The 26,535-nt window shown below is 48.0% G+C and carries 21 protein-coding genes and 1 pseudogene; 8 read left to right on the top strand and 14 right to left on the bottom strand.

The genetic code is table 11. From position 1 onward, the window contains the following. Positions 1–154: 154 nt before the first annotated feature. On the bottom strand, positions 155–556 hold the full coding sequence (locus HNR77_RS29385) for a hypothetical protein (protein ID WP_221444045.1): 402 nt from the start codon (positions 554–556) through the stop codon (positions 155–157). A gap of 19 nt (positions 557–575) precedes the next feature. Here HNR77_RS29385 and HNR77_RS29380 point away from each other — a divergent pair, with 19 nt between their 5' ends. Further along, complete coding sequence (locus tag HNR77_RS29380) at positions 576–980, top strand: hypothetical protein (protein ID WP_184191530.1); 405 nt, start codon at positions 576–578, stop codon at positions 978–980. Here the strand turns inward: HNR77_RS29380 and HNR77_RS29375 are convergent. The 3 genes from HNR77_RS29375 to HNR77_RS29365 form a co-directional block, all read right to left on the bottom strand. Then, on the bottom strand, positions 977–2,656 hold the full coding sequence (locus HNR77_RS29375; protein WP_184191528.1) for a recombinase family protein: 1,680 nt from the start codon (positions 2,654–2,656) through the stop codon (positions 977–979). The two genes, HNR77_RS29380 and HNR77_RS29375, sit on opposite strands and share 4 nt — an antisense overlap. A gap of 83 nt (positions 2,657–2,739) precedes the next feature. Beyond that, positions 2,740–3,003, bottom strand: coding sequence for a DUF6870 family protein (locus tag HNR77_RS29370; protein ID WP_260411007.1), 264 nt, complete (start codon positions 3,001–3,003; stop codon positions 2,740–2,742). A gap of 835 nt (positions 3,004–3,838) precedes the next feature. Next, complete coding sequence (locus tag HNR77_RS29365; protein WP_184191526.1) at positions 3,839–4,447, bottom strand: LysE/ArgO family amino acid transporter; 609 nt, start codon at positions 4,445–4,447, stop codon at positions 3,839–3,841. 135 nt (positions 4,448–4,582) lie between these two features. Here HNR77_RS29365 and HNR77_RS29360 point away from each other — a divergent pair, with 135 nt between their 5' ends. Further along, positions 4,583–6,100 carry an aminotransferase-like domain-containing protein gene (locus tag HNR77_RS29360; RefSeq protein WP_184191524.1) on the top strand — a complete coding sequence of 506 codons (1,518 nt, stop codon included), beginning with the start codon at positions 4,583–4,585 and terminating at the stop codon, positions 6,098–6,100. A gap of 90 nt (positions 6,101–6,190) precedes the next feature. Here HNR77_RS29360 and HNR77_RS29355 read toward each other — a convergent pair whose 3' ends face one another. The 6 genes from HNR77_RS29355 to HNR77_RS29330 form a co-directional block, all read right to left on the bottom strand. Then, positions 6,191–7,018, bottom strand: coding sequence for a carbohydrate ABC transporter permease (locus HNR77_RS29355; protein ID WP_145404466.1), 828 nt, complete (start codon positions 7,016–7,018; stop codon positions 6,191–6,193). After that, positions 7,015–7,899 carry a carbohydrate ABC transporter permease gene (locus HNR77_RS29350; protein WP_184191522.1) on the bottom strand — a complete coding sequence of 295 codons (885 nt, stop codon included), beginning with the start codon at positions 7,897–7,899 and terminating at the stop codon, positions 7,015–7,017. The genes HNR77_RS29355 and HNR77_RS29350 overlap by 4 nt, the downstream gene beginning before the upstream one ends. Before the next feature lie 191 nt (positions 7,900–8,090). After that, positions 8,091–9,371, bottom strand: a complete 1,281-nt coding sequence (locus HNR77_RS29345; protein WP_184191520.1) for an ABC transporter substrate-binding protein — start codon at positions 9,369–9,371, stop codon at positions 8,091–8,093. Positions 9,372–9,511: 140 nt separating this feature from the next. Further along, on the bottom strand, positions 9,512–10,612 hold the full coding sequence (locus HNR77_RS29340; RefSeq protein WP_184191519.1) for a response regulator transcription factor: 1,101 nt from the start codon (positions 10,610–10,612) through the stop codon (positions 9,512–9,514). Then, a complete protein-coding gene (locus HNR77_RS29335) occupies positions 10,609–12,402 on the bottom strand; it encodes a sensor histidine kinase (RefSeq protein ID WP_184191517.1) in 1,794 nt (597 codons plus the stop codon). The genes HNR77_RS29340 and HNR77_RS29335 overlap by 4 nt, the downstream gene beginning before the upstream one ends. Positions 12,403–12,648: 246 nt before the next feature. Then, on the bottom strand, positions 12,649–14,655 hold the full coding sequence (locus tag HNR77_RS29330) for a beta-galactosidase (protein WP_184191515.1): 2,007 nt from the start codon (positions 14,653–14,655) through the stop codon (positions 12,649–12,651). 225 nt (positions 14,656–14,880) lie between these two features. On the opposite strand from HNR77_RS29330, the gene HNR77_RS29325 reads away from it, so the two are divergent. Next, positions 14,881–15,855, top strand: coding sequence for an AraC family transcriptional regulator (locus HNR77_RS29325; protein WP_184191513.1), 975 nt, complete (start codon positions 14,881–14,883; stop codon positions 15,853–15,855). Here the strand turns inward: HNR77_RS29325 and HNR77_RS29320 are convergent. Beyond that, the gene (locus HNR77_RS29320) at positions 15,822–16,514 is read right to left on the bottom strand and encodes a molybdenum cofactor guanylyltransferase (RefSeq protein ID WP_184191511.1); all 693 of its coding nucleotides are present in this window, start codon (positions 16,512–16,514) and stop codon (positions 15,822–15,824) included. The genes HNR77_RS29325 and HNR77_RS29320 overlap by 34 nt on opposite strands. A gap of 270 nt (positions 16,515–16,784) precedes the next feature. Between HNR77_RS29320 and HNR77_RS29315 the strand changes: the two genes are divergently transcribed. After that, complete coding sequence (locus tag HNR77_RS29315; RefSeq protein ID WP_184191509.1) at positions 16,785–18,023, top strand: MFS transporter; 1,239 nt, start codon at positions 16,785–16,787, stop codon at positions 18,021–18,023. A 1,332-nt stretch (positions 18,024–19,355) separates the two neighbouring features. On the opposite strand, the gene HNR77_RS29310 is transcribed toward HNR77_RS29315, so the two are convergent. After that, a complete protein-coding gene (locus HNR77_RS29310) occupies positions 19,356–21,128 on the bottom strand; it encodes a glutamine--tRNA ligase/YqeY domain fusion protein (RefSeq protein WP_184191507.1) in 1,773 nt (590 codons plus the stop codon). A 272-nt stretch (positions 21,129–21,400) separates the two neighbouring features. Between HNR77_RS29310 and HNR77_RS29305 the strand changes: the two genes are divergently transcribed. From HNR77_RS29305 to HNR77_RS29295, 3 genes are all read left to right on the top strand, one after another. Next, positions 21,401–21,658 (top strand): DUF2164 domain-containing protein, encoded by a 258-nt coding sequence (locus HNR77_RS29305; protein ID WP_090924184.1) that lies wholly within the window; start codon positions 21,401–21,403, stop codon positions 21,656–21,658. A gap of 34 nt (positions 21,659–21,692) precedes the next feature. Further along, positions 21,693–22,241 carry a GNAT family N-acetyltransferase gene (locus tag HNR77_RS29300; RefSeq protein ID WP_111269012.1) on the top strand — a complete coding sequence of 183 codons (549 nt, stop codon included), beginning with the start codon at positions 21,693–21,695 and terminating at the stop codon, positions 22,239–22,241. 271 nt (positions 22,242–22,512) lie between these two features. Continuing rightward, entirely contained in the window at positions 22,513–23,454 is a 942-nt protein-coding gene (locus HNR77_RS29295; protein ID WP_184191505.1) for a LysM peptidoglycan-binding domain-containing protein, read from the top strand. Between the two features lie 164 nt (positions 23,455–23,618). Here HNR77_RS29295 and HNR77_RS29290 read toward each other — a convergent pair. Both HNR77_RS29290 and HNR77_RS29285 read right to left on the bottom strand, forming a co-directional pair. Further along, a pseudogene (locus tag HNR77_RS29290) lies at positions 23,619–24,406 on the bottom strand (SDR family oxidoreductase). 59 nt (positions 24,407–24,465) lie between these two features. Next, entirely contained in the window at positions 24,466–24,963 is a 498-nt protein-coding gene (locus HNR77_RS29285) for a GNAT family N-acetyltransferase (protein ID WP_184191503.1), read from the bottom strand. A gap of 224 nt (positions 24,964–25,187) precedes the next feature. Between HNR77_RS29285 and HNR77_RS29280 the strand changes: the two genes are divergently transcribed. Beyond that, entirely contained in the window at positions 25,188–26,402 is a 1,215-nt protein-coding gene (locus HNR77_RS29280) for a methyltransferase domain-containing protein (RefSeq protein WP_184191501.1), read from the top strand. The last annotated feature ends 133 nt before the right edge of the window (positions 26,403–26,535 follow it).

Here is a 26,535-nt window from a genome sequence, read left to right as displayed (position 1 = left end):
TGGGTGGTACTTCCATTGTACAAGGAAACATATGACGGTCTCTATTTTTTTTACAAATTATTACTCCGAATTTTGGCAAGTACAGTTATATAGATTAAAAACTACAACCCTAATATGCATAATTCACAATTAGTTATTTTAGAAAAAGCAGTTATTAATCTAACTTTATAATACGGAGAGCTGTGTTAGCTGTTATTAAGCCGTCAAATACCCCAAGCAAGCTTGATGCTACGTTCCCTCCATTTACAATGGATATTACATCTCCTGCGTTAAGCGTAAGAATTGTAGGAATAATAGCCGTTCCACCAGCTGCTGTAGGTACAGCCCCACCGTTCAAAACAGATGGTTGTGCCCCGTTTACAAATACCTGGAATGAACCATCTGCTGCAGCTTGAATACGAGCATCAACTTGGTATATTCCAGCTTGATTCACTGTAACTGTTCCGTCTCCGTTAAGTGTAAATGCCCCGCCAGGAGTGTTTATTTGAGCAAGTTCAAGTGGGGCGACAGCTCCCGCTGCAATTGGAACATTGACAGTTGATTGAGTTCTAAACAATCCAAGAACAGGGGCGGGGATGACTCCTGTGGCTCCTGCCGGGCCTGTAGCTCCCGTAGCGCCTGCCGGGCCTGTAGCTCCCGCAGCGCCTGCCGGGCCTGTAGCTCCCGCAGCGCCTGCCGGACCTGGATCTCCCGCTGGACCGGCTGGACCCGCTGGACCTGCAACACCTGCTGGACCTGCCGGACCGGCTAAACCTGCTGGGCCTGCTGGGCCTGCTGGACCGATTCTTCCTGCTGGACCTGCCGGACCGGCTGAACCCGTAACACCTGCTGGACCTACCGGGCCTGCTGGACCCGCTAGACCTGCCGGACCTGCCGGACCCCCAAGGCCTACTGGTCCTGCTGGGCCTGTTGGGCCTGTTGGGCCTGTAGGAACGTTTATATTAGGAAAACAAACTGCCGTTAAAAAGGCGGTCTTCTAAACCGCGTTTTCAGAGCTATTGACCTCAATGTATTCGGCAACTCTGCGGTACTCATTGGCAAATTTAAGTTTCACGCTGATACTGCCATTTACGTATATCTTGATACGATCAACAAGTTCAATCAAAATGTCTCTAGTCAGTTTGTTGATGTTTTTATGTTTTATAAAAGTTGCTAAAAACGGATTTTCTGTATCGACTCCATTTTCAAGTTCGCGTTTTTCATTTTGCAAATTCATTATCACTTCGTTTATAGCTTGTATTTGTCGCTCATAATTTTCTTTCATTTGGCAATAATCTATATGGTCAATATTTCCATCCTTCCAATCCTCATAGAGACCCTGTTTATAACATGAAATTTTCAATAGTTCCTTTTCTTTGCATGATATATGTTCATTTAAACGAATAGAATGACTTTTCTGAAGCGGAGCCATGTTAATTTTCGAAAACATTTCGGAAAGAGATACGGCAATATAAATCTGCTGTTTTAAAACATAAAACACAGCTTTTTCTAATTGATCATGCCTTATCATATGCTTCGTGCAGGCTAATTTAGATTGGTCTTTGTATGTGCGACAATAATAGTACACATTTTCTTTAACTTGGCTACGTGTCATCGCCTTTTCACAGTCTGCACAGCGCAGGAATCCGCTAAATAAATATAGTGTTTTTTGCTTTGAAGCAGTACGGGTGTCTTTTTTTAAAAGTTCTTGCACCTTATTAAAGTCCTCACGACTAATGATTGACTCATGAGTATTTTCTACAACAAACCAATCCTCTTCAGGTACTGTTTCCTGAACATGAATTTTATAACTTTTAATTCGTTGACGTCCTTGTACCATATCTCCAACATATAGACGATTTTTTAACATGTTGGTTACTGTCACCGCACTCCATAAAGGATTCTTACCTTCAGCCTTAGGATTTTTATATTTCAATCCCTTACTCTGCTTATAAGCACTTGGACATAAAATACCGTTATTATTTAATGTGCGTACAATAGCATTTTTACTCTTTCCTTCTAGAAACCATTTAAAAATATTTTTAATGTTTTGTGCAGCTTCCTCATCCACAATTAGCGCATTTTTGTTCATAGGATCTTTCAGGTATCCATAAGCAGCAAAAGAGCCAATATGCAATCCCTTTTCGCGTTTCTTGTCAAAGGTTCTTCTAATGCTTTCTGAGGTACCTCGTGCATGTTCTTCATTAAGAAAACCTTGAACTGGTACTGCTATGTTTTGTGCAATTTGTGGATCTTTGTAAGTATCAACTGGCTGCTGGTAAAGCGAAATAAATCGCACATTGTTACGTGGGAACCAATCGCCAAGATAATAGCTCTGGTCACCATTATTACGAAAGCTACGGGCAAGATTTTTAACAATTACACAGTTAATTTTTCCTTTTTGAATATCAGCCAGCAATCGTTGAAAGCCTTTACGTGCTTCATCTGTGGTTCCACTTACACCATCATCGACATATTCATCCACAAGAATGTATTCATCGTTTTCATCCTGTTGCTCAAGAAAATCTGACAGTATTAATCTTTGATTGGTAATGCTCTCAGATTCATCTTTTCCTCGCTTATCTTCACGTGAAAGACGAATATAAAAAGCGACATTCCAAACCTTTATTTTTGAGGCTACTTTATCAATATTTTGCCTATTCGCTGTTCTGGCCATGTGTATACCTCCCTATAGCATTACACCTAAAAAATACCAATTAGGCATGATGTAAACCATGTTGTCGAGGGCACAAAGGCACATTACAAGCCACTTTTCTTGCGTATCATAAAATTAGTGAGAACTTCTTGAATCGGTGGGGCCGTATCGTCAAATTCAAGCAGGATAACCACATCGCCACAGCGGAAACAGAACGGATTTTTCAATTTTTTAATAATGTAAACAGATCTTTTTTCCATTGGAAGAGACTTATCAAATTTAATTGTACTAATATCAGTCAGTTTTTCTTTATCCACCGTCTCCATCTTTACAGTCTTATAACCGGCATTCAATGCAGAAGTAATCAATCCTCATGCCCCCCTTGATGTGAATAATGTTATATATGCATTTCTTTGCTTGTCCTATGAAAACACAAATAGCATCATTTTATTAGTAAAATGATGGCGATACCTCTGTCTGAAACTTAGGAATTGACCCAAAGTCACTACGGGCTGTTACGATAATATTCATCTATGAGTGAACCTACAAAGGAAATCAATATATCCCTTGTAAGTGGAGTTACCCTAATTCGTCCAGTTTATTTAGCTCATTTTTAATTTATTTTAGTTTCTTATATGTCTTTGCAAAAAACTCCATTAAATCCACACGAGTTTTCCTCCATTGACTTCGATCCAAAAACTCCAAAAGTCATGATACCTATAATAATACCGCCTACTTGTCCAGTAGAGCGGTATCTTATATGTAGTGTGATAGCTCAATTATTAGAGCATTCTATAAGCTAATTTACAGTTTTCCTATTATAATAGGCCCTGTTGCACCGATTGGGCAAATAACTTTAACATCTGGTCTACGATGGCTAACACAAGCACAAACATTTTTAACCCGTTTAACCTTTCTTCGACCAGAATTGCATGAATTTCTAAATGAACTCATTTATCTCACCTCTTCTTAGGTTTGCTCCTATCTTATGTAGGCCCAGAATCACACGATAGAGATAACAACCCAGTTACTAGTGCCCATTTTGCTTAGTTACTCCTGCCTAAAGAGGACGCACACGATATTCTTTAAAATCCTGCTGCTGCTGAACTAAACTTTCCAAAAACAACCATCAAATAGTTAAGTGCGAATATCGTTTCCAGAGCGGCGATTTTCAACATAACGATGCCATTCTCCGCAAAAGCTCTATGAAGCTAAGAGCTTCCAGCACATCATCAGCGCGAGCCCAACCATAATCAGCGCGGACAAACGGTCCAGTGCGTGCCGAACCCGGCCGGTGTGATCATTGCTTCCAACCAGCCTGCCTGCACCTGCAAGTCCCAGAAACCAAACCCAGGATACAGCCATCGTTGTCATCGTAAAATACATTCGCTCTATCCCTTCATACTGAATCGAACTGGTGCCAATGACGGCCACCGTATCCAGCAAGGCATGCGGATTGAGAATAGACACCGAAGCGGCAAAAGCAACCTGCCGTCCTGCCGACATCGCTGCTGGAGCTTCAGCTGAGGAAGCTGATGCTCTCCATAGCCCCCAAGCCATATAGAGCAAAAACAGACAACCAGCTGCGTATAAAACCTGGGTAAGCAGCGGCCATTGAACCAAAATGAGAGACATGCCCCCCACGGCAGCTCCAATCAGCAATGTGTCACTAATCCCTGCTGTAACTACAGCAGGCAGTGCATGCAGGTATTTCTTTTGCGTTAACCCTTGATTAAAAATAAATACATTTTGGACACCCAGCGGCAGAATCAGGCCAAAGGCCAGCACCACGGCGTGGATCATGACTTCCATTCTTCCTCATCCCCCTTATCTGTGTCTTCAGAGTAGATGAGACGCAGTCACATGTAACCAGCCACTTGGATGGCATTGAACCCAACCAAATGATATAGTGTACGATACATAAGACATTGGAGGTGAAACTTCCAGATGGGACGTAGCCCTATTGATCGTTCTTCCAGCATCAACTGGAGTCCAGACCCTGCCCTTGATCTGCCTCTGTATCGTCAGATTGAAGCCTATATTCGTCAAAAAATCACCACAGGGGAATGGTCTGCCGGATATCGCCTTCCTTCTCAGCGAACGCTGGCAGCAGCTATGGGAGTAAACCGAAGTACACTGGTGACTGCTCTGGATAATCTTGCCGCAACAGGAATGATTGAAGGCCGCCACGGCGGTGGGACCTATGTCTCCGGTTCAGGCTGGCATAGCCTTGCGCATACATCATTGCCCAATTGGAGTGAAGCTGCACAAGAGGGGTGGTATTACCCGAACCTGCCTGAGATACAGCAGATTAATCAGGCCGAATTCCGTCCTGGCATTATTCGGCTGGGCACTGGCGAGCTTGCACCTGAGCTCATGCCCGGTGCAGCATTCAACGAAATTCTTCAGAACTTGTCCAGCCGTACTCGGACCCTTAATTATATTGAACCTCAAGGCAGCCTCGAGCTTCGCGAGGCCTTGGCCCTGCACTTGCAAACCAGCGGCATCCAGGCCTCGCCGGATTCCATCCTGATCGTATCTGGCTCGCTACAGGCACTGCATCTGATCTCGGTAGGACTCCTGCCGCGTGGTTCAGCCGTGCTGCTGGAGAAACCCTCGTATCTCTATTCGATTCATGCCTTTCAATCCGCCGGTTTGAAACTGAATGGTATTCCTATGGATGAAGAGGGACTCGATCTCGGGTATCTGGATCGAGCCGTCCAGACCGCGAAAAGGGTTAGCGGCAAGAACGGCGACGAATCTTTTCCACTGTTGTACACGATCCCGAGCTTCCACAACCCTACAGGGGGTGTAATGAGCAGAGAGCGCCGGGAACAATTGATGTCACTTGCCCGCATCTCCGGCATCTCCATTCTGGAGGATGCCGCTTATCAGGAGCTGTGGCTGGAGCATCCTCCCCCGCCCTCGCTCAAAGCAAACGACCTGGAAGGCCGGGTTCTGCATATGGGCACGCTCTCCAAAGCAGTCAGCCCCGGACTTCGCCTTGGCTGGCTTGTCGGCCCTGTGCCCGTTATTCGGCGGCTGGCCGATATCAAAATGCAGACGGATTACGGCACCAGTTCACTTGCTCAGGAGGCAGCCGCATCATGGTTTGCTGACGAGCATCATGCAAGCCACATGGAACAACTTCGCCCTGAACTTCGTAAACGCAAAGCGTTCATGCTGACGTTATTGCAGCAGCACTTCCATGACATTGCAGCTTGGACAACACCGAAAGGCGGCTTCTATATCTGGCTGCGTTTCTCAGCGGAACCGTTGTCGATACGACGATTATTCCATGCATGTCTGGAGGAAAATGTGCTGATTCACCCGGGTTACCTGTATGACCGGCTCGATGCGAAGCATATCCGCCTCTCGTATGCCTATGCTTCCTTCGACGAGATGGAGCGTGGATTAATCTGCCTTGCGCAAGCGGCGCGCAGGCTGCTGCGGAATCAACCTTAAAACAGCCTTGAACTGAAGGAGCATATCCCCGGTTCAAGGCTGTTAGCATACTGTGAGTTAAATTAAATCGGAATACAACATATAAGTTCGTTAACCTTTTACCGCACCCTCCGCAATGCCCTCCATAATGAATTTCTGGAAGAACGCGTAGATCAGGATGACTGGAATTGCCGTCAGGACGAGAGAAGAGAGAATCAAAGGCCACTCTTTGTTGTACTCGCCAAACAGCATGTTCGTGGACAGAATCAGCGTATATCTGTTCACATCGGTCAGCATCAGCAGCGGCAGCAGGAAGTCGTTCCAGATCCACAGGAAGTCCAGAATCGCAATGGTTACAGTGATTGGCAGCAGCAGCGGGAAAATGATCCGGAAGAACGTCTGGAACTCGTTACATCCATCAATCTGAGCCGATTCTTCCAATTCACGCGGAATGGACTTCACAAACCCGTGATAGAGGAAAATCGCCATATTTACACCAAGTCCGATATAGATCAAAGCCAGTCCGTATGTGCTGCCCTGTACCCCCATGCCCTTCGCCACTCGTGTCAGCGGGATCATAATAGAATGGAAAGGCACCAGCATGGATGCAACAAACATAAAGAAGATCAGGTTGCTTAATCGACCGGAAGTCCGCGACAGCTTGTAACCCGCCAGGGAAGCGCAGAATACAATTCCCCCGATGCCCAGAATGGACACAATGGCCGAGTTGAGCGAGCTGCCGAGCAGATTGATTTTGTTAAAAGCATCGGTATAGTTCTCCCAGTGCAGTGTTGTTGGAAGAGCGATAAAGGATTGGAACATCTCGCCCTGTGTCTTGAACGAGTTTACCACGGCCATATAGATCGGCAGCATGGCAACCATGGAGCCAAGGATCAGGAACAGTCGAATCAGAACGTTATTTATCCGCCGCATCCTCATGCCTCCACCTCTTTTCTCTTCATGACGGTGATCTGAATGAGTGTAAAGATGAGAACGACGATAAACAGTACAACCGATTTGGCACTTGCGTAACCATACCTGAAGTTGTTGGAGAAGGCTTCTTCATAAATATTCATCGTGATAACTTGAGTCGCCCGGCCAGGTCCGCCGCCTGTCAAACCATAAACCACCTCGAACACTTTAAATGCACCATTCAGCGTCAGGAAGAAACAGATGGTGATGGCATGTGTAATCATTGGCAGGACCACGTTGCGCAGCACTTGAAAAGCGTTGGCTCCGTCAATCACGGCGGCCTCCTTGAGGCTCTGTGGCACGCCTTGCAGCGCTGCCAGATAAATGATCATCATGTAGCCCACACCGTTCCAGAGCGACACGATCAGTATCGAGTAGAAGGAAAACTTCGGATCACCAAGCCATTGCTGGTCGAGAAAAGAAACTGCCAGCTTCTCCGCCAGTTGTGGCAGCACCTGTGAAAAGATAAACGTCCACATAAAGGCACTGATGATGGTACTGATCATGTTCGGCATGAAGAACAGCGTTCTAAAAAGGCCTTTACTGCGTGTACGTGTCTCGATGAACACCGCGAGCAGCAGCGCAATGACGTTCTGCAGAACAAGCATAAACACAACATATTTCAGTGTAAACCACAGAGAATTCAGAAAGTCGGGGTCTTCCTTGAACAATTCCACGAAGTTTCCCAGTCCGATAAAGCTGTAGTCACGATTCAACCCGTTCCAGTCGGTCAAGCTGTAGAACATGCCGCTAAAGGTTGGGTACAGCAGGAATATTGCATAGATTACAAAGGCTGGCGCTGTAAACGCGAGCAGTGAAAGGTACTTTTTGAACACACTCGTAGCCATAACTTCTCCCCCTTTATACACAGCGGATGAAGGTAACGGGGGAACGAAGATCGTTCAGCCAGCCGTTTCATCTGCCTAGAGACTGCGACGAAATAAAGCACCGCTTGTTTGCCGACAAAGCTCCCGGGCACCGCTCGGGGTACCGTGGAGACTTTGTCAACAAATGCGGGTACCGCTTTTCTCACGGGCTCTTATTTGTTCACTTTATTGTAGGACTTCCACGCCTTGTCGAGTGCATCAATGACCTGCTGTTGATTCAGCTGTCCAGAGTAGTACCCTTGCAGCGCTTTACCAGACTCATCCTTAACAGCTTGAGGAATCGTTGGATCTTGATACGCTTTGCCTTCGTTCACATATTTCAGTGCATCGTCTACCCACGGGAAGCTCTTGAACGTATGCACTTTGGCCACCGGATTGAACTTGAGCGCTTCGTAGAATGCGCTTGAATCCTTGTCATCCAGGATGTAGTTCACGAAATCGAGTGCAACTTCTTTATTTTTACTTGTAGAGGATACAGCCAGTGAAGTGGACGTACTCAGGTTGATTTTGGTATCATCCGGGTTGTCGTTCAGCGGCATCGGAGCTACACCGAAGTTGATGTCCGGGTTGGACTTCAGAATGGTCTCTGCGTACCAAGGTCCTTGAATCCACATTGCAGCTTTGCCAGTTGCGTAAGCCGCTGCGCCGTCATCGGCTCCGACTTCAAGCGCTTTGTCCGTTCCGTTGGCATTCACGAGATCAAATACATCAAACAATGCTTTCATATCCGAGAAGGAAGCTTCGTCCTTGTTCATTTTCTCTACGAAATCCTTGTGCTCCGTCTGTGTCAATGCGCCGACAGTCAGCGACAGGAACAGCTGTGGAACCCAGGCTTCTTTGTAAGACAGCTCAAACGGTGTGATTCCGGCAGCCTTCAGCTTCTCTACAACCGCTTTCATTTCTGTCAATGTTGTTGGAACTTCAAGTCCTTGCTCCTTGAAGATATCCTTGTTGTACAGATACCCCCATGATAAGGTTTCCAGCGGAACAGCAACGATTTTCCCGCTTGCATCCGTTACGGATGGTTTCACTGAATCGAGCAGTTTATCTACGAAAGGCTGATCCGACAGGTCTTCCAGATATCCGGCTTTGCTGAATGGAGGAATCTCATTCACCGCATGCAGAGCGAATACGTCCGGTGCGTCATTGGAGGCCAGTCTCGTTTTCAAAATCTGAGGTGCATTATCTGCCGGCGGCATCTCCAGCTGCACATTCACCTCGATATTTTTGTCCGCTTTTTCCTTGGCTTTGAACTGTTCTATATATTTATCATAATGTTCCTTGAGCCTTGGCTGAGCGATGAATACTTTGAGGTTCACTGTGCTGCCTGCTGCGACTTCTTTTTGTTCATTGTCCGTTCCTGCATTCGAGCCACAGCCCGCCAGCAGAACGCTAACCAGTGCTGCACTTACAACGCTTTTCCATACTTTCATCTTCTATGACCTCCCGGTATGACTGGTTTGTCTTTCATAGGCTCATTATATATCGCAAAATGTAAGCGCTTCATTGGACAAAATTAGACTCTTCCATTGGATTATTTTAAACCTTAATCCAATTATAATCCCCCGAATAATCATTCGGGGGACGGATTAAAATCCTTATGCTGGCCTTTGCGCATCTCTCCAGGCGACACGCCAAAATGCTTTTTGAACACCCGATAAAAATACGACACATCCTCATATCCTGTCATCTCAGCAATATGTTTGAACGGAATCTGCTCATCCATCACCCATTCTCTCGCTTTGGTCATTCGGAGCTGCACCACATAGTCGGTCACATTGACGTCGTACTCTTTCTTGAATGCTTTGCTCAAATATTCTTTGCTGACAAAGAAGATCTGGGCAAGCTGCTCCAGCGTGATCATCTCCATGCAGTGCTGCTCCATATACTGCTTCACTTCGTCCAGATTCAGCTTATTTTTATATTTACGCTGTGCAATTAATTGCTCCAGTGCTTGCTCATACGCCTTGGTGATCCAATCTACCGTTGCCTGGATGGATGTCAGCGCTGCTGCTGGCGGAATGGCTGCCTCCTCCAGCCGATCCGACAGTCCATTGGACACACACAGCTCATTCAACAGATTTTGCAGCTCGTAGGCAACCCGTCCAAGCTGGCGGGGTCTGCGAAGCTCACTTCGCTCCAGCTTCTGCTCTAACTGCTGAAACCATTCGCGCAGGTTTGGCAGATTCAGATCGTTAAAGCGCAGACGTGCCTGCTGCTGGAGCAGAGAGAACTCGCCCGCGAAGGAAGCCGGATAGGCTTCCCATACATCCGGTGCCGAGGCTGCGTTGGCCAGTTCGCGTGTGCATTTGGCTAACGCAGCATTCAGTTCTTCCGGATTTACCGGCTTGAGCAGATAATCGGTTGCACGATACCGCAGCGCATTTTTGGCATAATTAAAATCGTCATACCCGCTCACCACAATAACCTTAATCTCGGGATACTGACTGCTTAATAGTTGTAACAAGGCTACACCGTCTGCCCCAGGCATGCGCATATCCGTAATAATGAGTTGAGGCTGATGCTCCTTCACCATCTGGATGGCCTGCTCCCCGTCCTCTGCTTCGCCACAAACGCTTATGCCCAGCTCGTCCCATTCTCCAAGATTACGTAGAATATCCCGATTCCACGGCTCATCGTCCACCAGCAGCACTTTATATAACTCCTTATTCACAAGGAATCGCCTCCTATTGTGCAGGGGATACGTACGATGACTCTGGTCCCCTGTCCATATTCACTCTCCATACGAATACCGTAATCCGCTCCAAAATGCATCACCATCCGTGACGCTGCATTCAGCAGCCCAATACTTGTGCCTGAGCTCCAGACCCGATCAGTTTGCCGCTTGATACGCTCCAGTCTGGACTGCATCTCGGCCAGCTTCTCAGGCTCTATGCCCACACCATTATCACAGATTTGAATGGTCACGATACCCTTCGGATCAGCATAGACTTCAATGCCCAATTTCCACTCCCCCGGTTTGTTCTCCAGCCCATGCAGAAATGCATTCTCCACAATAGGCTGCAGCGACAGCTTAGGTATATAACACTCTCGAATCTCTCCGTGAATCTCCGGCTTGTATTCAAGCCGGCTCGCAAAACGCTGCTTCTGAATCAGCATATAATGCTCAAGCTGGTCCAGCTCCGATTGCAGCGGCACAAGACCGTCGGGCGCCCGCACAATGTAACGGAACATCTCGCTCAAAGCACGAATGACCTTATAGCTGTCAGCCGGTTTCTGCGAATAAACCATGCCGCCGATCATCTGCAGTGTATTTTGCAAAAAATGGGGGTGTATCTGGGATTGCAGCGCTTTGAGCTCAGCGGTCTGTTTCTCCAGATTCATCATGTAGTTGTCCCGAATATGTTCACGGATACGGCTTGCCATACCATGCAGGTTTTTCTCCAGCAGGCCAATCTCATCCACCCTGCCGCTGCGCTCCACCTTGCGATCCTTGATGAGCTGGATACCCTTCATGGAGTTCGCCAGCCTGACGATCGGTTTGGAAGTACGCCATGCGACCAGCGCTGCCAAAGCGACAGATACCACGGCAGCCATGCCGCCCACAACAAGTCCGTATTTCATCGTTTCCAGCGCACTTTCGTTAATGACATGATCCGGTACAATTTTGATCACACGCAGCCCGGACGGCTCAATATCGTGATAGAAAATATATTCCTTTGCTGTACGTATAAACCCGGCATTGTCCTTCGTTTCCGCCAGCAGCTTCAAAGCCTCATCCGATGGCTGAATCGACGGGTTTGGCTGATATATCGGATGTCCCAGGTTATCTCCTATATATACGGTATAATCACCCCTGCTATCGAGCAGCTCCAGCGTCTGATTGAACTCGGCCCATTTGATCTCCAGACTGATCGCTCCGATCTGGGCCTGATCCTCAAAACGATTCATGCTGCGGGTCATATGAAATTTGGACGAATCCTTAGGATCATTCCTGATGGTAAAATCTCTGTGCTCTGTAAAAAGCTCTTGATATCCTTCAGGAATATCCGTCACTCTCTGAATACGGTAATCCATCGAATTGAAGGTGAACAGCGTGTCCTGCTCCTTCAGGTATAATTCCACCCCGAATACATAGTTGCCAGCAGAATAGTATACACTGTTGAGCATATTGAACACAGCCTTCTGTTCATCAAAACGGCTGGACGTAGGAGCCTCCTGGGTCAGCGCCAGGTACTGATGCAGCTCGTCGCTAATCTGAATGGAATAAATAATATTATTCATGCGGGTAAACTGCTCTCCCAGATACACTGAGGCCCAGTTCATGTTCACCCGGTTCGTATCCTTGATCTCGGCTTCCATAGAGGAACGTGCATTCTCGGCAGCGACAGCAGTGATAACGATCACTGGCAGCACAGCAACCAATGTCATTGTCAGTATCAGTTTATTGCGAATGCTGCGCTTGAAGGGATCGGTCAGCCTGCGGTATAGTTCTTTAAACACAGTGCATCCACTCCTGAGCTAAAATAACACAAACGCCCCAGCATCAAAGCTGAAGGCGCCATGGTCTTTTTATTCTTTTCGGAAAATAGAAGCAATTCTTTGAATCCATATATATTTGAAATAAAGTGTTTACACAGTCTACTCGGATGACAGAATCACCTTCCAAGCGCTGTTATCCCCAGATTTTTTTGATTCCCTTTTCCAAAAGGGAAAATCCGGTGACGTTTAAATCTGCACTATTATCCCCTAGTTCTGTTCAATAATGCGCACACCCCACCGCTCCAGCTCAAGCTTCTGATCTGCCTCAACCGAATCTCCCGATAACAGCTCCGTCCCTGCTCCATGCGGATTGTTGAAGGAAACCGCCTCATCCGAATAGTTGAAGTAATAACGGATGGTATGGCCCAGATCATTCACACCTGTCTTCACAATGAGCGGAAAAGCAAGCTCCTGATCTGCTCCCCACACCCCTGCATCCTTCATCACACGCTCCAGCACCTTGCGAATGACAGCAGCGCTGGTATAACAGCCGACATATGTCGCCTTGCCTTTGCCATAGCTGTTTTGTGTGATTGCGGCATATTCTCCCCAGTGCGGATGATCATACCACGCGAGCACCTCCGCAGTCGTTGGCGTGATCAGCTCCATCCAGGTATGCACCTGATTATGCTCCTCACCTACGCCAAACGGATCATCCCGCAGCGCAACATGCTTCGGCTCGACGAACAGGTTATAGCTAATACCGCATGCTTCGCTGATCAGTCCCGGCTGACGTGTCGAGCGTACTTTAATGTGCTCATTGGCAAAACCGCTTTTGAACGAATAAACGATATGTCCGCCACCCTGCACGAATTGATTCAATTTTTCCAGAAGCGCATCCGAAGCTGCATACAGGGCCGGCACCACAAGCACATCATAACCTTCATAACTTTCCACGGAAGGGTCAATGAGGTCACAGCCGATGTTCATTTTATACAATTCATCATACATCCAGCGCACAACGTCGTTATAATTTTTGTCACTGGTGAAGTTGAAGCCAAACCACTTGATGGAGGTCAACGCCTCATTGCTGAACAGCACAGCAACACGATTCGTCTTCTTCAGGTTGACCAGCTTTGGACTCAGGCGGGCAAAATCCCGGCCAATCGTCTTCGCTTCGTTATACACCGGATTCGGTTCAAAATCATGGCTTAGCAGGCCTTTCCAATACGTCTCAAACGAGTTGTGCAGCGAGTGCCAATGCCAGTAGGCCACCATGTTAGCCCCGGAAGCCAGATGACTGAATGCCTGTAATCGCAGCTGTCCCGGGTAAGGCACCCAATGCCAGAATGCCTGCGCTTCGGTCTCCAGGACTAGATAATTGGACTGCTTGGTGGAACGTGCCACATCTCCCCCGAACGCAATTTCAATGCCCGTCAGCTCGTCCTGGGAAGGATGATAAATATCTACACTGGTGATGTCAAAAGGTCGGGATGCGGCAAAATGATCCACATCCCCCTGAATGCCGTACGAATATCCACGCCATTCAAAGTCAAAGTTCTGGGTAACAAACTGTCCTTCCTGTTTGTACTCATTCACAATCCCGACCTGCCACGCCAGAAAATTCGTGACCAGCTGCCGCTGGAACTTCGCAAACTCCGCTCCGAGGCTGCCGTTAATCGTGCCTACTACGGAAGGGAAGTCCTCCCAGCTGTTAATCCGGTTACTCCAGTAATCCAGTCCAAACTCTTTGTTTAACTCATCCAGTGAACTGAACTTGTTCCGCATATATTTCACAAATTGCAGCTGTACATTGTCCCCCGCCGTGTTGTAATGCTTCGTTTCATTATCAGTCTGATATCCAATCACTGCCGGGTGTTTGCTCACCCGAGAGATCAGCTTGCGAATGATGCGCTCGGCATAAAACAGATACGTAGGGTTTGTGATATCCATAATCTGTCTTGCACCGTATTTTCCCGGACCTTGTACAGTGGTTGCCAGAACATCCGGGTGCTCCTTGACCATCCATGTCGGTACCGCATATGTTGGGGTTCCCACAATAACATGAAGGCCTGCTGCATGCATGGCATCCAGCACCCGATCCACCGAGGTGAAATCAAATACGCCGTTCTGCGGTTCATGTGTACTCCAGGTTGATTCCGCAATCCGCACTACATTGATGCCAGCGTCTTTCATCATCTGAATATCCTTGTCCAATCTTTCGTAAGGCATATATTCATCATAGTAGGCTACGCCGTATAATAATTTGTCCATAATGATGTCTCCTTTGAGAGTATTAGGTAAGTTGACATATTCCCATCCTTAGTGGTAGCGTTTACATTATTGTGGTATAGGTGTGTTTTCTGTACATTACCTGTTCATTACACTGCGAACTGCTTCATGATTAGGAAGTCAGCGTTAAACTGATTATAATGAAGTACATGCGTAGTGCCGATGGCACAAAGCGAGTATTTTTTACCCTTTTCCGAGGTGAATGTTATGGATATCCGTTCGCAGCTTCGAGAGATGCCGTACCACACACTGGCACACTGGCTCCCGATCATTGACTGCAACATCAAATTTTATGGTGCTCACAGCCAAGAGGTACCTTACGGGTGGACAATGCCTGAGGAGACACATCCAGGCTTTGAGATTATTCTGATCATCCGGGGTACACAGGAAAGCGTCATTCACGGATACACGTATATGGTGGAGGAAGGCTCCATCCTGCTTATTCCGCCCGGGTTCAGACATACAAATCGCTGTATTTCTGCGGAGGGCATGACGTATTTTAGCGCACACTTCAATGTAGATGATCCGGTGTTTACCTTAAAGCTAATATCCCAGCGTAGCAGAATCTATCCAGCAGGTACAGGAGATAATATGGAAATACGAGCTGTTCTGGAAAGCTGGATGGGCATGATTAATACGGCGGAGGCGTATTCTTCCACAGACAAATTGCTGATGCAGGCTCGCATGTTTGAGCTGTTTGCGCTGCTGTCTCAAGCGGCAGACCATGCTCCTGAGACTGTTATCTCTGTTGCTTCTGCGCAGGCGCCAGCTCCCACAGCCATGCATTATGCAGGAGCTATCGCGGAGGCGATCAAACAGGCTTTTCACGCACAGCTTCGAATGAGAGACGGCAATGTAGCCTCGGTGAGAGTAGAGCAGATCATTGCTTCGTTTGGCATCAGTCCAGGATATGGCTTGCAGGTATTTCGCAAGGTATTTGGCATTTCACCCCGAGCATACCTGTCGAATCTGAAGCTGCAGGAAGCCAAAATGCTCATCGAGCAGCCTGACCTGTCTCTCGGAGAGATCGCCCTAAAGCTAGGTTATACTCATTTGTCACATTTCAGCAGACAGTTCAAACGCTGGACGGGTCAGAGCCCCCTGCTTTATCGCAATCAGCATGCAGGGCACCATCATGAACGGGCATCTCACCGCCCTGAGGACGAGCCATCTGAATTCTGAAGATGAAGGCGTATATGCTGCAATTGCTCCGGGGTATTCATATTGCTCAATTGCAGAGCAGACTGCTGAACACCCGCTTGCTCCAGTTCATTGGTTTCAACATACTGGCAGCCGATCTCTTCCAGCCAGCGAACCACACGCAGCTGGTCATGAATCAGGCGCTGCTCCAGTTCAGGCAGTATCCTTCTGTGATATGCCCCGGCAAGCGGATGAATTCGGCCCTCTACACGCGGAACAATAGCATTGCTTGCTGGATAATGGGCTGCAAGCCTCTTCATACCATTGAATAATGAGGTTTGCAGGAGCGGCATATCGCAGGCACTGACCAGATTCCACGCTGTACGGGATGCAGCTAACGCCGCATGGAGTCCCGCGAGAGGCCCTTTCCCGGGATATTGATCCTGTATAAATTCCAATCCTTCGTGGTGGTCCATAGCTCTGTTTGCGGCTTTGTTTGCGCCTTTGTCCGTGGCTCGGTACAACGCTTCGTAGGGACCTGCTGCCACAACAATCCGGGAAACGGCAGGTCTTATTGCTTCTACAATATGTGTCAGTACAGTGGAGCCGTTCAGCTCAAGCAGCGCTTTATGGGTGCCCATTCGGCTGGATTGCCCGCCTGCCAATATAATGCCTGTCCACTGTTCATTTTCATTGATCATAGATAACGGGATCACCTCTTTCCTGCGGGACTAAGGATTATGACTCTGACAATAAGTCAAGCTATGAATAGCATATGAGTCATACCTAACATTCAAGTTATCATTTTCATCAGGAGTTTTCATTACAAGCCACACATGAATCTGTTACACCTGCACATGGGCCGGGGCGGCTTCGTTTGGGTGGATCAATCGATAATGCCTATATTCTATACCGTTGAATCCCCTTTCAACAAATGATACAGTGAACAATATGATTCGATTCGGAAAGGAATGGCTCAATTGGACAGATCTGCACCTGTGAGAGGCACATCCTCGCTGGCCTCACTGAAACTATATAATTTTTTCATCTATGGAGCCATTTCCATCTTCGCCGGATTCCTTGGGCTGTATCTTCAAGAGATTGGCATGACCAAACTGGAGATTGGCAGCCTGATGGCGATCGGTCCGTTTGTCTCTCTGTTTGCCAACCCGTTCTGGGGCTTCTGGAGCGATAAGTCACGTAATATTCGAATCGTGCTGATGATTATGATGTCAGGCACCTTTGTGCTCGCACAAGGGGTATTTTATGCGCCTACGTATGCGTGGATTTATGTCGCGATGATATTTTTTTATTTTTTCCAAAGTCCATTATTCGCTCAAACCAACAGTCTGATTCTCGGATATATTGACGGCACAGGACAGAAGTTTGGCACCTTCCGGCTCTGGGGTTCACTGGGCTGGGCTTTGACCGCAGTCGCTGCCGGACCGGTCATTGACCGTTATGGCGTAGGCAGTGTGTCTGTTATTTTTGCTTGCATGATTGCCGCTGCGTTTATGTTCTCGGTATTTCTTCCAAGGCAGCCTGTTGCCTCCGATACGCCGATTGTTACGTTTAGACGGTTTGGTAAGGTCATGTTTAATCCGCATTTTATGGCCTTTATCGGTCTTGGTGTGCTCGTCTCGGTCCCGAATGCCATGAACAGCACCTTTATGTCGCTTTATATTGTAGAGATGGGCGGCGACAAGCAGATGGTCGGCTGGGCGATCTTCACATCTTCCATTCTGGAAGTCGGTGTATTCCTGCTGCTGGATCGACTGCTTAAACGCAAAATGAGCATGTTGCTGGGCTCTCTCATTCTGATTAGTCTGCTGTTTGCCTTGCGCTGGCAGCTGATGGCTCTGGCCACAAGCCCGATGGAAGTGGTTTTTATTCAGCTCATGCACTCGGTTACCTTTGGCGGTTATTTCTATGTAGGCACGCAGCTGACCATGTTGTTTATTCCACGTCCCTATCGTTCCTCCGGACAAGCGGTGTATACGATGGCCTGGGGCGGCCTTTCCGGCGTTATTGCCGGCTTCTTCGGCGGGTGGCTCTTCCAGAGCTTTGGAGCCGAGGTGATGTACAGCATTGGTGTATTCTTCTCAATCATCGGCGCGTTTGGCTTCGGCATCATGTGGCTGTGGAACCGCCATAACGGATATCAACCTACGGTGCTGACGGAAATGGGCAATATGGATGAGGACAGATAAGCATAGGTTGCAGGGGGAAATGTTAGCAAGACTAACGTTTCATTGGCGCGTTCCGATGACAAAGCTCCTGCTGTTCACACTAATTCTACGGTAACGATCCCCCTTCCCACCGATATCGTGCACCAGGTTGGGGGGACGAGCTTACTTCACATCGGTATCATGCACCAGTTTGGGGGACGACACTCTTCTCTCCGATGTTATGCACCAGTTTGGGGGACAAGCCTACCTCCTTACCAATATTGCGCACCAGTTTGGGAAAAAAGCCCACTCCTTACCGATATCACACACCAGTTTGAGGGACGAGCTTACTCCACATCGATTATATGCACCAGTCTTTGGGGACTAGCTCACTCCTCACCAATACTTCCCACCAGCTCTGCGGCTAACGATCCCCAGAAGCCTTATTTACGTGTTTTTCAGCCGTTTCACACTCTAACGATTCCCACAGGCCTTATTTCCCCACATCCTCACAAAAAATGCTTGAAAATCCTACTTTTTGAGGAAATAAGCTTCCTACGATTCGTTAGAATTTTGAAAAGCTAAAAAACAGGAGAATAGCGTTCCCTGGAATCGTTAGAATGTTTTTGCATAGAGAATGATGGAGCCCCCGGCGTGCTGACGTAGGTGGTTGGTTGTACATTTGCTTGGTTGCAGTAGTTTGTTGGTTGTATAGTCGGTTGTATAGTCGCTTCGTTGTTAATTAGTTGGCATGTAGGTACATAAATAGTTACTTAATGTACAGGCATTTGGCATATAGACTTGGTTGATGGTGATCGTTAAGGACGGTGGACACTGAGAGGTTTGTTCAGCATGAATGGGTTACTCTAAAAGCTAACGAGACGAGATTATGTGGCAGCAGCCAGCTAATACGTGATTTCGGAGCTCACTGGATCATTATAGTGAGATGATGGAGGATGGACTGTATAAACGCTTTGAGATGGCGAAAATTAACGCCTACTTGAAGGTTGAACTAGTGTAGTCACGAGATGGACAGCCAAATAAACAGGTTGAAAGTCGTGATGCTTTTGACAATACATCAATGAAAAAAGGGCGTCCCGTCATGATGATGACAATGGAACGCCCCATTTTTATATGCTGCCAAAGAACCTTCTAAAGCTTACGCAATTTATGCTTCTAATACTTATACCGGGTTATGCCACTTACACTTTTAACGCTTCTACACGTTTCAAGTTTTCATGACTTTACCTTTACACTTTTACATTTAGGGTTCTTACGTTTTCACGTTTTTGCGATTTTACACTTCTGCGTTTTCAAGCTTTCACGTTTTTACGTCTTTACGCTTCTCCGCTCTGTTCCATCTTCTTCCTAGCCTTATGCCTTTGGCAATTGGAATGAGCTTTTCAGCGATACAACCCGGTTGAATACCGGGCGGCCTGGCTCGGAGTGCTTTGGATCAACACTGAAGTAACCGTGACGGAAAAACTGGAACTTGTCCTGTGGTTTCGCTTCTTTCATCTCTTGCTCCACGAAGCCGTGAACGATCTCGAGCGAGTTCGGGTTCAGCTGATCCAGGAACGTTTTCTCCGGCTGCTCGACTGTCTCAGCTCCAGCACCCGTCACATCTGCTTCAATTTCAGCCCCTGCTACAGCAGCCACAACTTCAGCTTCTGCTTCGGCCTCTGGTGCGTCCGCCGAAATCAACGGCTCGTACAGACGGAATTCCGCAGGCACGGCTTGAGTCGCTTCTACCCAGTGGATCGTGCCTTTCACTTTACGTCCCGTAAAGCCACTGCCACTCTTCGTTTCGACATCGTATGTGCAATGAATCTCAACGACATTACCGTCCGCATCCTTGATCACGTCATTACATTTAATGAAGTAGGCATGTTTCAAACGCACTTCATTGCCCGGGAACAAACGGAAGTATTTGTTCGGCGGATTTTCCATAAAATCGTCTTGTTCAATATAAATCTCGCGGGAAAACGGAATTTGACGGCTGCCCATCTCCGGATTTTCCACGTTATTCTCGGCTTCCAGCCACTCCACTTGTCCCTCAGGGTAGTTGGTGATGACTACTTTGAGCGGATGCAGCACAGCCATCGTGCGCGGAGCTTTCAGTTTCAGATCTTCACGAACAAAGTGCTCCAGCGTTTGCAGATCAATTACACCTTGGCTTTTGGAAATGCCTGTCTCGAATACAAAATCACGAATCGCTTCCGGTGTATATCCCCGGCGACGCAGACCCGAGATCGTTGGCATGCGCGGATCATCCCAGCCATCCACATGACCTTCGTCCACAAGCAGCTTCAGCTTGCGTTTGCTCGTTACCATCTGGGAGAGGTTCAATCGGCCAAATTCGTATTGACGCGGTTGACTTTCCATCTCACATTCAGCAATCACCCAATCATAGAAAGGACGTTGATCCTCGAACTCCAGGGAACACAGGGAGTGTGTTACACCTTCAATGGCATCTTCGAGCGGGTGTGCAAAAGCATACATCGGATAGATGCACCATTTGTCACCCGTGTTATGGTGATGTGCGTGAGAGATACGGTAGATCACCGGATCACGCAGGTTGATGTTAGGCGAAGCCATATCAATTTTGGCACGCAGCACCTTTTCACCGTTCTTGAATTCGCCTGCACGCATGCGTGTGAACAGGTCGAGATTCTCTTCCACCGAACGCTCGCGGTAAGGGCTGTTCTTGCCCGGCTCTGTCAGCGTTCCGCGCATTTGACGAATTTCGTCGGCGCTTTGGTCGTCGACGTAGGCTTTACCTTTTTGAATAAGCAGAACCGCACGGTTGTACATCTCATCGAAATAATCCGAGGCAAAACGTTTCTCGTTCCACTCGTATCCGAGCCATTTCACGTCTTCCTGGATGGAATTCACGTACTCCACGTCTTCCTTCACCGGGTTTGTGTCATCAAAGCGCAGATTTGTCTTGCCGCCAAACTCGCCGCCCAGCGTGAAGTTGATCCAGATCGCCTTCGCATGACCAATATGCAGATAACCGTTCGGTTCCGGTGGAAAACGGGTAATAACTTCCTGGACTTTGCCCGACCGGAGGTCTTCGGTAATGATATTTTTAATAAAGTTAGGTGGGGTTGTGAAACGATTGTCCACGGGTATCAAACCTTTCATGAATGGATTGGAGCTTGCAAATAAAACAGCAATTCCGGGTGAAATTCCTTAATGACGAAGCCATTTCCTGAAAACATCCTCTTTCATGGAAAGTTTCGTACGCGTTTCATTTAAATATACCTTTAACGGGGAAGGAGTTCAATAAATAACAGCACCAAAATCAGGATCAGATACACATGCCTCGGCTGAAGTTAGGCCTAATACCATTTTGACGAGTTCGCACGAATCATGTAGCATGTTAGTAAAACCAAATTTAAGGGAGGGTTTCCCAAGTGAACGCGCTAAAACTGACCAAAGAACAGCAGGATGAGGCCATTCGCACGATCCAGTCGTATTTTGAAGAGGAACGCGGCGAAGAGTTGGGCGATCTGGCGGCATGGGGTGTGCTCGACCTGTTTATGACACAGCTTGCTCCCTACATATATAATCAGGCACTCAGTGACGCACGCACAACGGTAAACCAGCGCATGGCCTCCATGGAAGAAGATCTGTTTGCACTGGAGCGCAAGTTGCCAAGGCCTCCCCGTTAATCTACCTATTATATAAAGAAAGAAGGTTGCAATCATGTTTACCTATTCACTGGATGAATATACGGAGCTTCGCCCGCTTCTGATGGAGCACACCAAACCGCTGTTTGAACTGACGGACCGTTCCCGGGATCAGCTCAGGCATTGGCTGCCATGGGTGGACCAGGTGACCGAGATTGAACATACATCGAAATTTATTACAGGCGCGTTAAAACAAACTGCGGAGAACGGTGGTCTCACAGCCGGTATCTGGTTAAAAGGAGAGCTTGCAGGCATCATCGGCTTCCACGAAATCAACTGGACGAACCGCTCGGTGAGCATCGGGTATTGGCTTGGCAAAGGTTTTGAAGGCCAAGGCTTGATGACCAGTGCCTGCCGTGTTCTGGTGGATTACGCGCTCGTCACGCTTGACCTGAACCGGGTCGAGATTCGCTGCGCCACCAACAACAAACGCAGCCGTGCCATTCCCGAACGACTGGGCTTTGTGCTTGAGGGTGTCATTCGACAGGTCGAGAAGCTGCCCAAAGGTTATGTGAATCATGCCGTGTACGGCATGTTGCAGCATGAATGGGAACTTTTGCGATAAACCAGGGATTACATAATGCATATCCACAATCAGATACGAAAGAAAAGCTCCATGGCATCGTTCAACATCATTCATAACATCACCCAACGTATCTATAACCTCTCACCTGCGGCGTTTACATTCTTTGCCACAGATGAGGGGTTATTGTGGTTATGAATCCATATTTTACTTCAATCTAAGCTTGTCTTAATCTAAATTTCATGCTTGATGCCTAAGATAGCGTTGTGGTTCTGTAACCACACACTAAACCAAGGAAGAAGGATGATCACGGATGAAGAAAAGCACATCATCAAAGGCAGTAAAGGTCACCAGCGCTTTAGCTCTCACGATTGCACTTGGCGGGGGCTTGTTGGCAACAACTGCGGTTCATGCAGACCCTGCGGCGAAAGCATCCGATGCACTCCAGAATAAACACACTGCCTCGATTGGTTCCAATATATTAAAACAGTCTGGCAAAGCAGAAAAAGGACTCGGACCTTGGTTCGGACCTCATGCCGAAAAATTACTGTCTGTGCTTGGCCTAACCAAAGATGAGTTAAAAGAAGCCCTGAAAGCAGACCAGTCCCTTGCTGAGATTGCAGCCGCGCAAAAGGTTGAGACTCAGACACTCATTGATACACTTGCTGCTGCGGAGAAAGAGGGATTGCAAAAACAACTTGCCGACTCCAAGATTACACAAACCCAGTATGATGAACGTTTAGCGTCTATTACGGAGCGCATCAGTGAAATGGTAAAAGAGAAGCCATCTGCGTTGCGCGCCAAAAAACCTGAACATGCTGCGCCTGGGCTTGGCTTACCTGGACGGGGATTGGGGCCTGAAGTGGACCGCAATCTGGACAAGCTTGCATCATTGCTGGGTGTGACCACTAGTGAACTAACTTCATCACTTAAAAATGGAGATACCCTTGCAGCGATTGCATCTAACCAAAAGGTAAACGTGCAAACCCTTATTGATCAGTTGGTAACCGACAGAACCTCCGATTTGCAGCAAGAGTTGAAGGACGGCAAAATTACACAGGCTCAATACGATGAGCGGGTTGCTGACCTAACCCAACGAATTACAGATTTAGTCAACGGAACTCGCCCATCGGTTGGACCCAAGCATCATCATGGTTCCCGTTTGAAAGGTGAAGCGGACTCCTCCGTGAACTCTGTACCAAAGAGTGATACCACAGACAAGAGCACTTCTGAAGCCGACAAGAATCCTGCGTAATTGGAGCTAACGTTCACTTCCAAAGAAGCTGACTCCACCTCAAGTCCCTCCTTCCCATGCTGTTTGCAGCGGTGAAGGAGGGACTTTATTAGATTAAGCTTTTCACCATTCAAAGAGAAAGAGTGAGCCATTCAATTGCTTGACATCGATGCGTGGTCTATCTTTTAGAGAGCTCGTACCATGCCGCCATCTACAATCAGCGAAGCGCCCGTAATATACGTATTGGCCCCGGACAACAGGAAAAGCACTGCTTTGGCAAATTCCTCCGGCTCACCGTAACGTCCTAGTGGAATTTCTTTGCGGAACTGCTCGGCGATATCCTCTTCACTAACCCCGTTCTGTTCTGCTCGCGCCGTATCCAACTCACGAATGCGATCTGTCGCGATGCGCCCTGGGGCAACGGTGTTGATCAGAATCCCATAGGGTGCAAGTTCTTGAGAGAGCGTTTTGGCAAGACCGAACACCCCGGTACGGAACGTATTGGATAAAATCAGACCTGGAATCGGCTGCTTGACCGAAGTAGAGGCAATGTTGACGATATGACCTCCGTTTGTTTTCATATGCGGAAGCACACCTCGAATCAGCCGGACATAACTCAGCATATTCAATTCAAATGCCTGCCCCAGTCTTCGTCTGTCAGCGATTCAAACGAACCCGAAGGCGGGCCGCCTGAATTGTTCACCAGAATGTCGATCTGGCCAAACTGCTCTGCTGTCGTCTGAATAAGTGCTGCGATATCCTCCTTGCGGGTAACATCGGTTGCGACATACTCCACGCGACCGCCACCACCTAGCGCCAGCAGCTCTTCTTTGACCGCGGCAAGTTTGTCCCCGCTCCGACTTGCCAGCATCACATCGGCACCCTCCAGTGCCAGCTGTGCTGCCACCGCTTTGCCCAGGCCTCGGCTGGAAGCCAGCACCAGTGCTTTTTTACCACGAAGACCCATATCCATTGTTTATTCCTCCCTTATCCCTGTTTCTGTTTGCCCATATACACCATCTGTATCTCAATCTATGCCTGAATAAAATAAGCCATCAAAATATCATCTACATCCTTGCCGCCAATTCGAAATTCAGATACAAGCCTGCCCTCGGTTATAAACCCGCATTGCTCATAGAAGGCGACTGCTCCCGGATTGCTGGACAACACGCGCAGCCTGAGCTTGCGAATACCCTGCTCCAGTGCATGCTGCTTCATCGCTTTCATTAGAGCTGTCGCCACACCGGAACGGCGAAACTCGGGATGAACTGCAATATGAATCTCATATACGTGGCGGTTCACAGGCATACCTGTCGGGGGATGAAAGCCTACATATCCGCATACCCGGTTCTCCTGAACCGCAATCAATTGACTGCCCGGCGGACAATATTGCAGATACTGCTGTCTGGAGCGCCACTGCATCGGTGCAGGCGAGTTGCACGCATTCCAGACCAGCATATCCAGTTCCATCAGTTCATTCGCATCCTTCATCTCGGAAGCCCGTATCTTGTACGTATGACTGGTAAGCATGCCGATTCAACCTTTCGTGTACCTTCATTAAATATCTCTTTGATTCGCCTCATTCGGCTACTTTTTTCGTGTGCTTTATTCTGTATATATTGTAGCATAGCCGTTGCAAGGACTAAAATTTTGCTTGTGTTTGACCAAATGTGAATGAGGCGCTTCACCTTGACGTAACGTTAACGTTTATACTGGGATTAGCGATTATCCATAAGGTAAGGAGGTAGAGCGAGTTGAACATCAAAGAAGCCGCATCCCGGTTGGGAATATCGGCAAGAGCCATTCGTTTTTATGAGGAAAAAGGGTTAATTCAGCCTGCCAAGCAGGCGGGTAACGGATATCGTACATATACGGAAAATGATATATGGCGATTACAGACGATTGCCGCGCTTCGCGAGATTGGTATGTCATTACAGGACATCACCCATGCGCTGGCCGAGATTGATCAGGGCAACCAGCAGGGACTGGAGGAATACCTGGAGCTGCAGCAAGCGGTAATGTATGCACAGTGGGTGGAGCTGAAACGTATGATGGATACGACCCAGCGAATGATTGATCTGAATCGTCAGGACGGATCGCTGGAGGTCAGTCATCTGCATGATCTGGCAGGCAGCGCACGTCGTCTGCGGGAGGCACGGCAGAACTGGCATGACCGCTGGAACTATGATAAACAAGCAGCGATCCATGATCAGCGCGTGCAGGTGGAGTGCAGCAACGATGTCAGCGCTAAATCAGGAGACCATGCTGCTCCATCATCTATATATGTCCAGGCCCAATCCGCTTCAGCTGCAGATGTGCACACTCGACAAGTACAGATAACGCCACCTGCATATGCTTCTTTATCCAAAGTACAAACTACAGCAGACAAGCCTTTCAATCTTTACCATAATTACGATGAAGCTCTGGAACAAATCGTGCAGTGGATCTCTCCTGTGTCTGGTGAAGCCGGCTTGGATATCGGGACTGGAACGGGCAATCTGGCTGGCAGAATGCTCAATCAGGGTGCAGTCATGACAGGAATCGATCAGTCACGGGAAATGCTGCGAACGTGCCGCCGGAAATATCCGCAGATGCAGGTGAAGCTTGGTAATTTTCTGGCACTTCCTTTTGCCGATCAATCCTTTGATTTCGTGGTATCGAGCTTTGCCTTCCATCATCTGGGACCGGATCAACAGCAGCTCGCCCTGGAGGAAATGCAACGCGTTCTCAAGAGCACCGACACGGTTAGAATTTGCCTTACCGACCTTATGTTTACGGATTCCGCGCATCGTAACACTTACAGCAAGCACGCTGCCACAAATAGAGATATAGAGCAGCAACGGGCTTTACGCGAGCGCCATTTCCCGTTGCTGGACGAGTTGTGCCGCTGGCTCGGTCACCTGGGCTACGAGACCAAGCATGTCCGCCATAATGAGCTGCTGCATACAGTACTTGCAGTACCAATGTAATAGCAGGTGTCTAACAACAACCTCCGGCGTAACACGCATTAATCGAGTAGGAGGCTACCCATTAGTTGAGTAGCCGACCTCTCACACCACCGTACGTACCGTTCGGTATACGGCGGTTCAACCGCTTGCGTGC

This window comes from Paenibacillus sp. JGP012 (genome assembly GCF_014203995.1).
GTDB classification, from domain to species: Bacteria; Bacillota; Bacilli; order Paenibacillales; family Paenibacillaceae; genus Paenibacillus; species Paenibacillus silvae.
The sequence above is the reverse complement of the archived record's forward strand: the minus strand, read 5'-3'. Positions and strand labels throughout refer to the sequence as shown.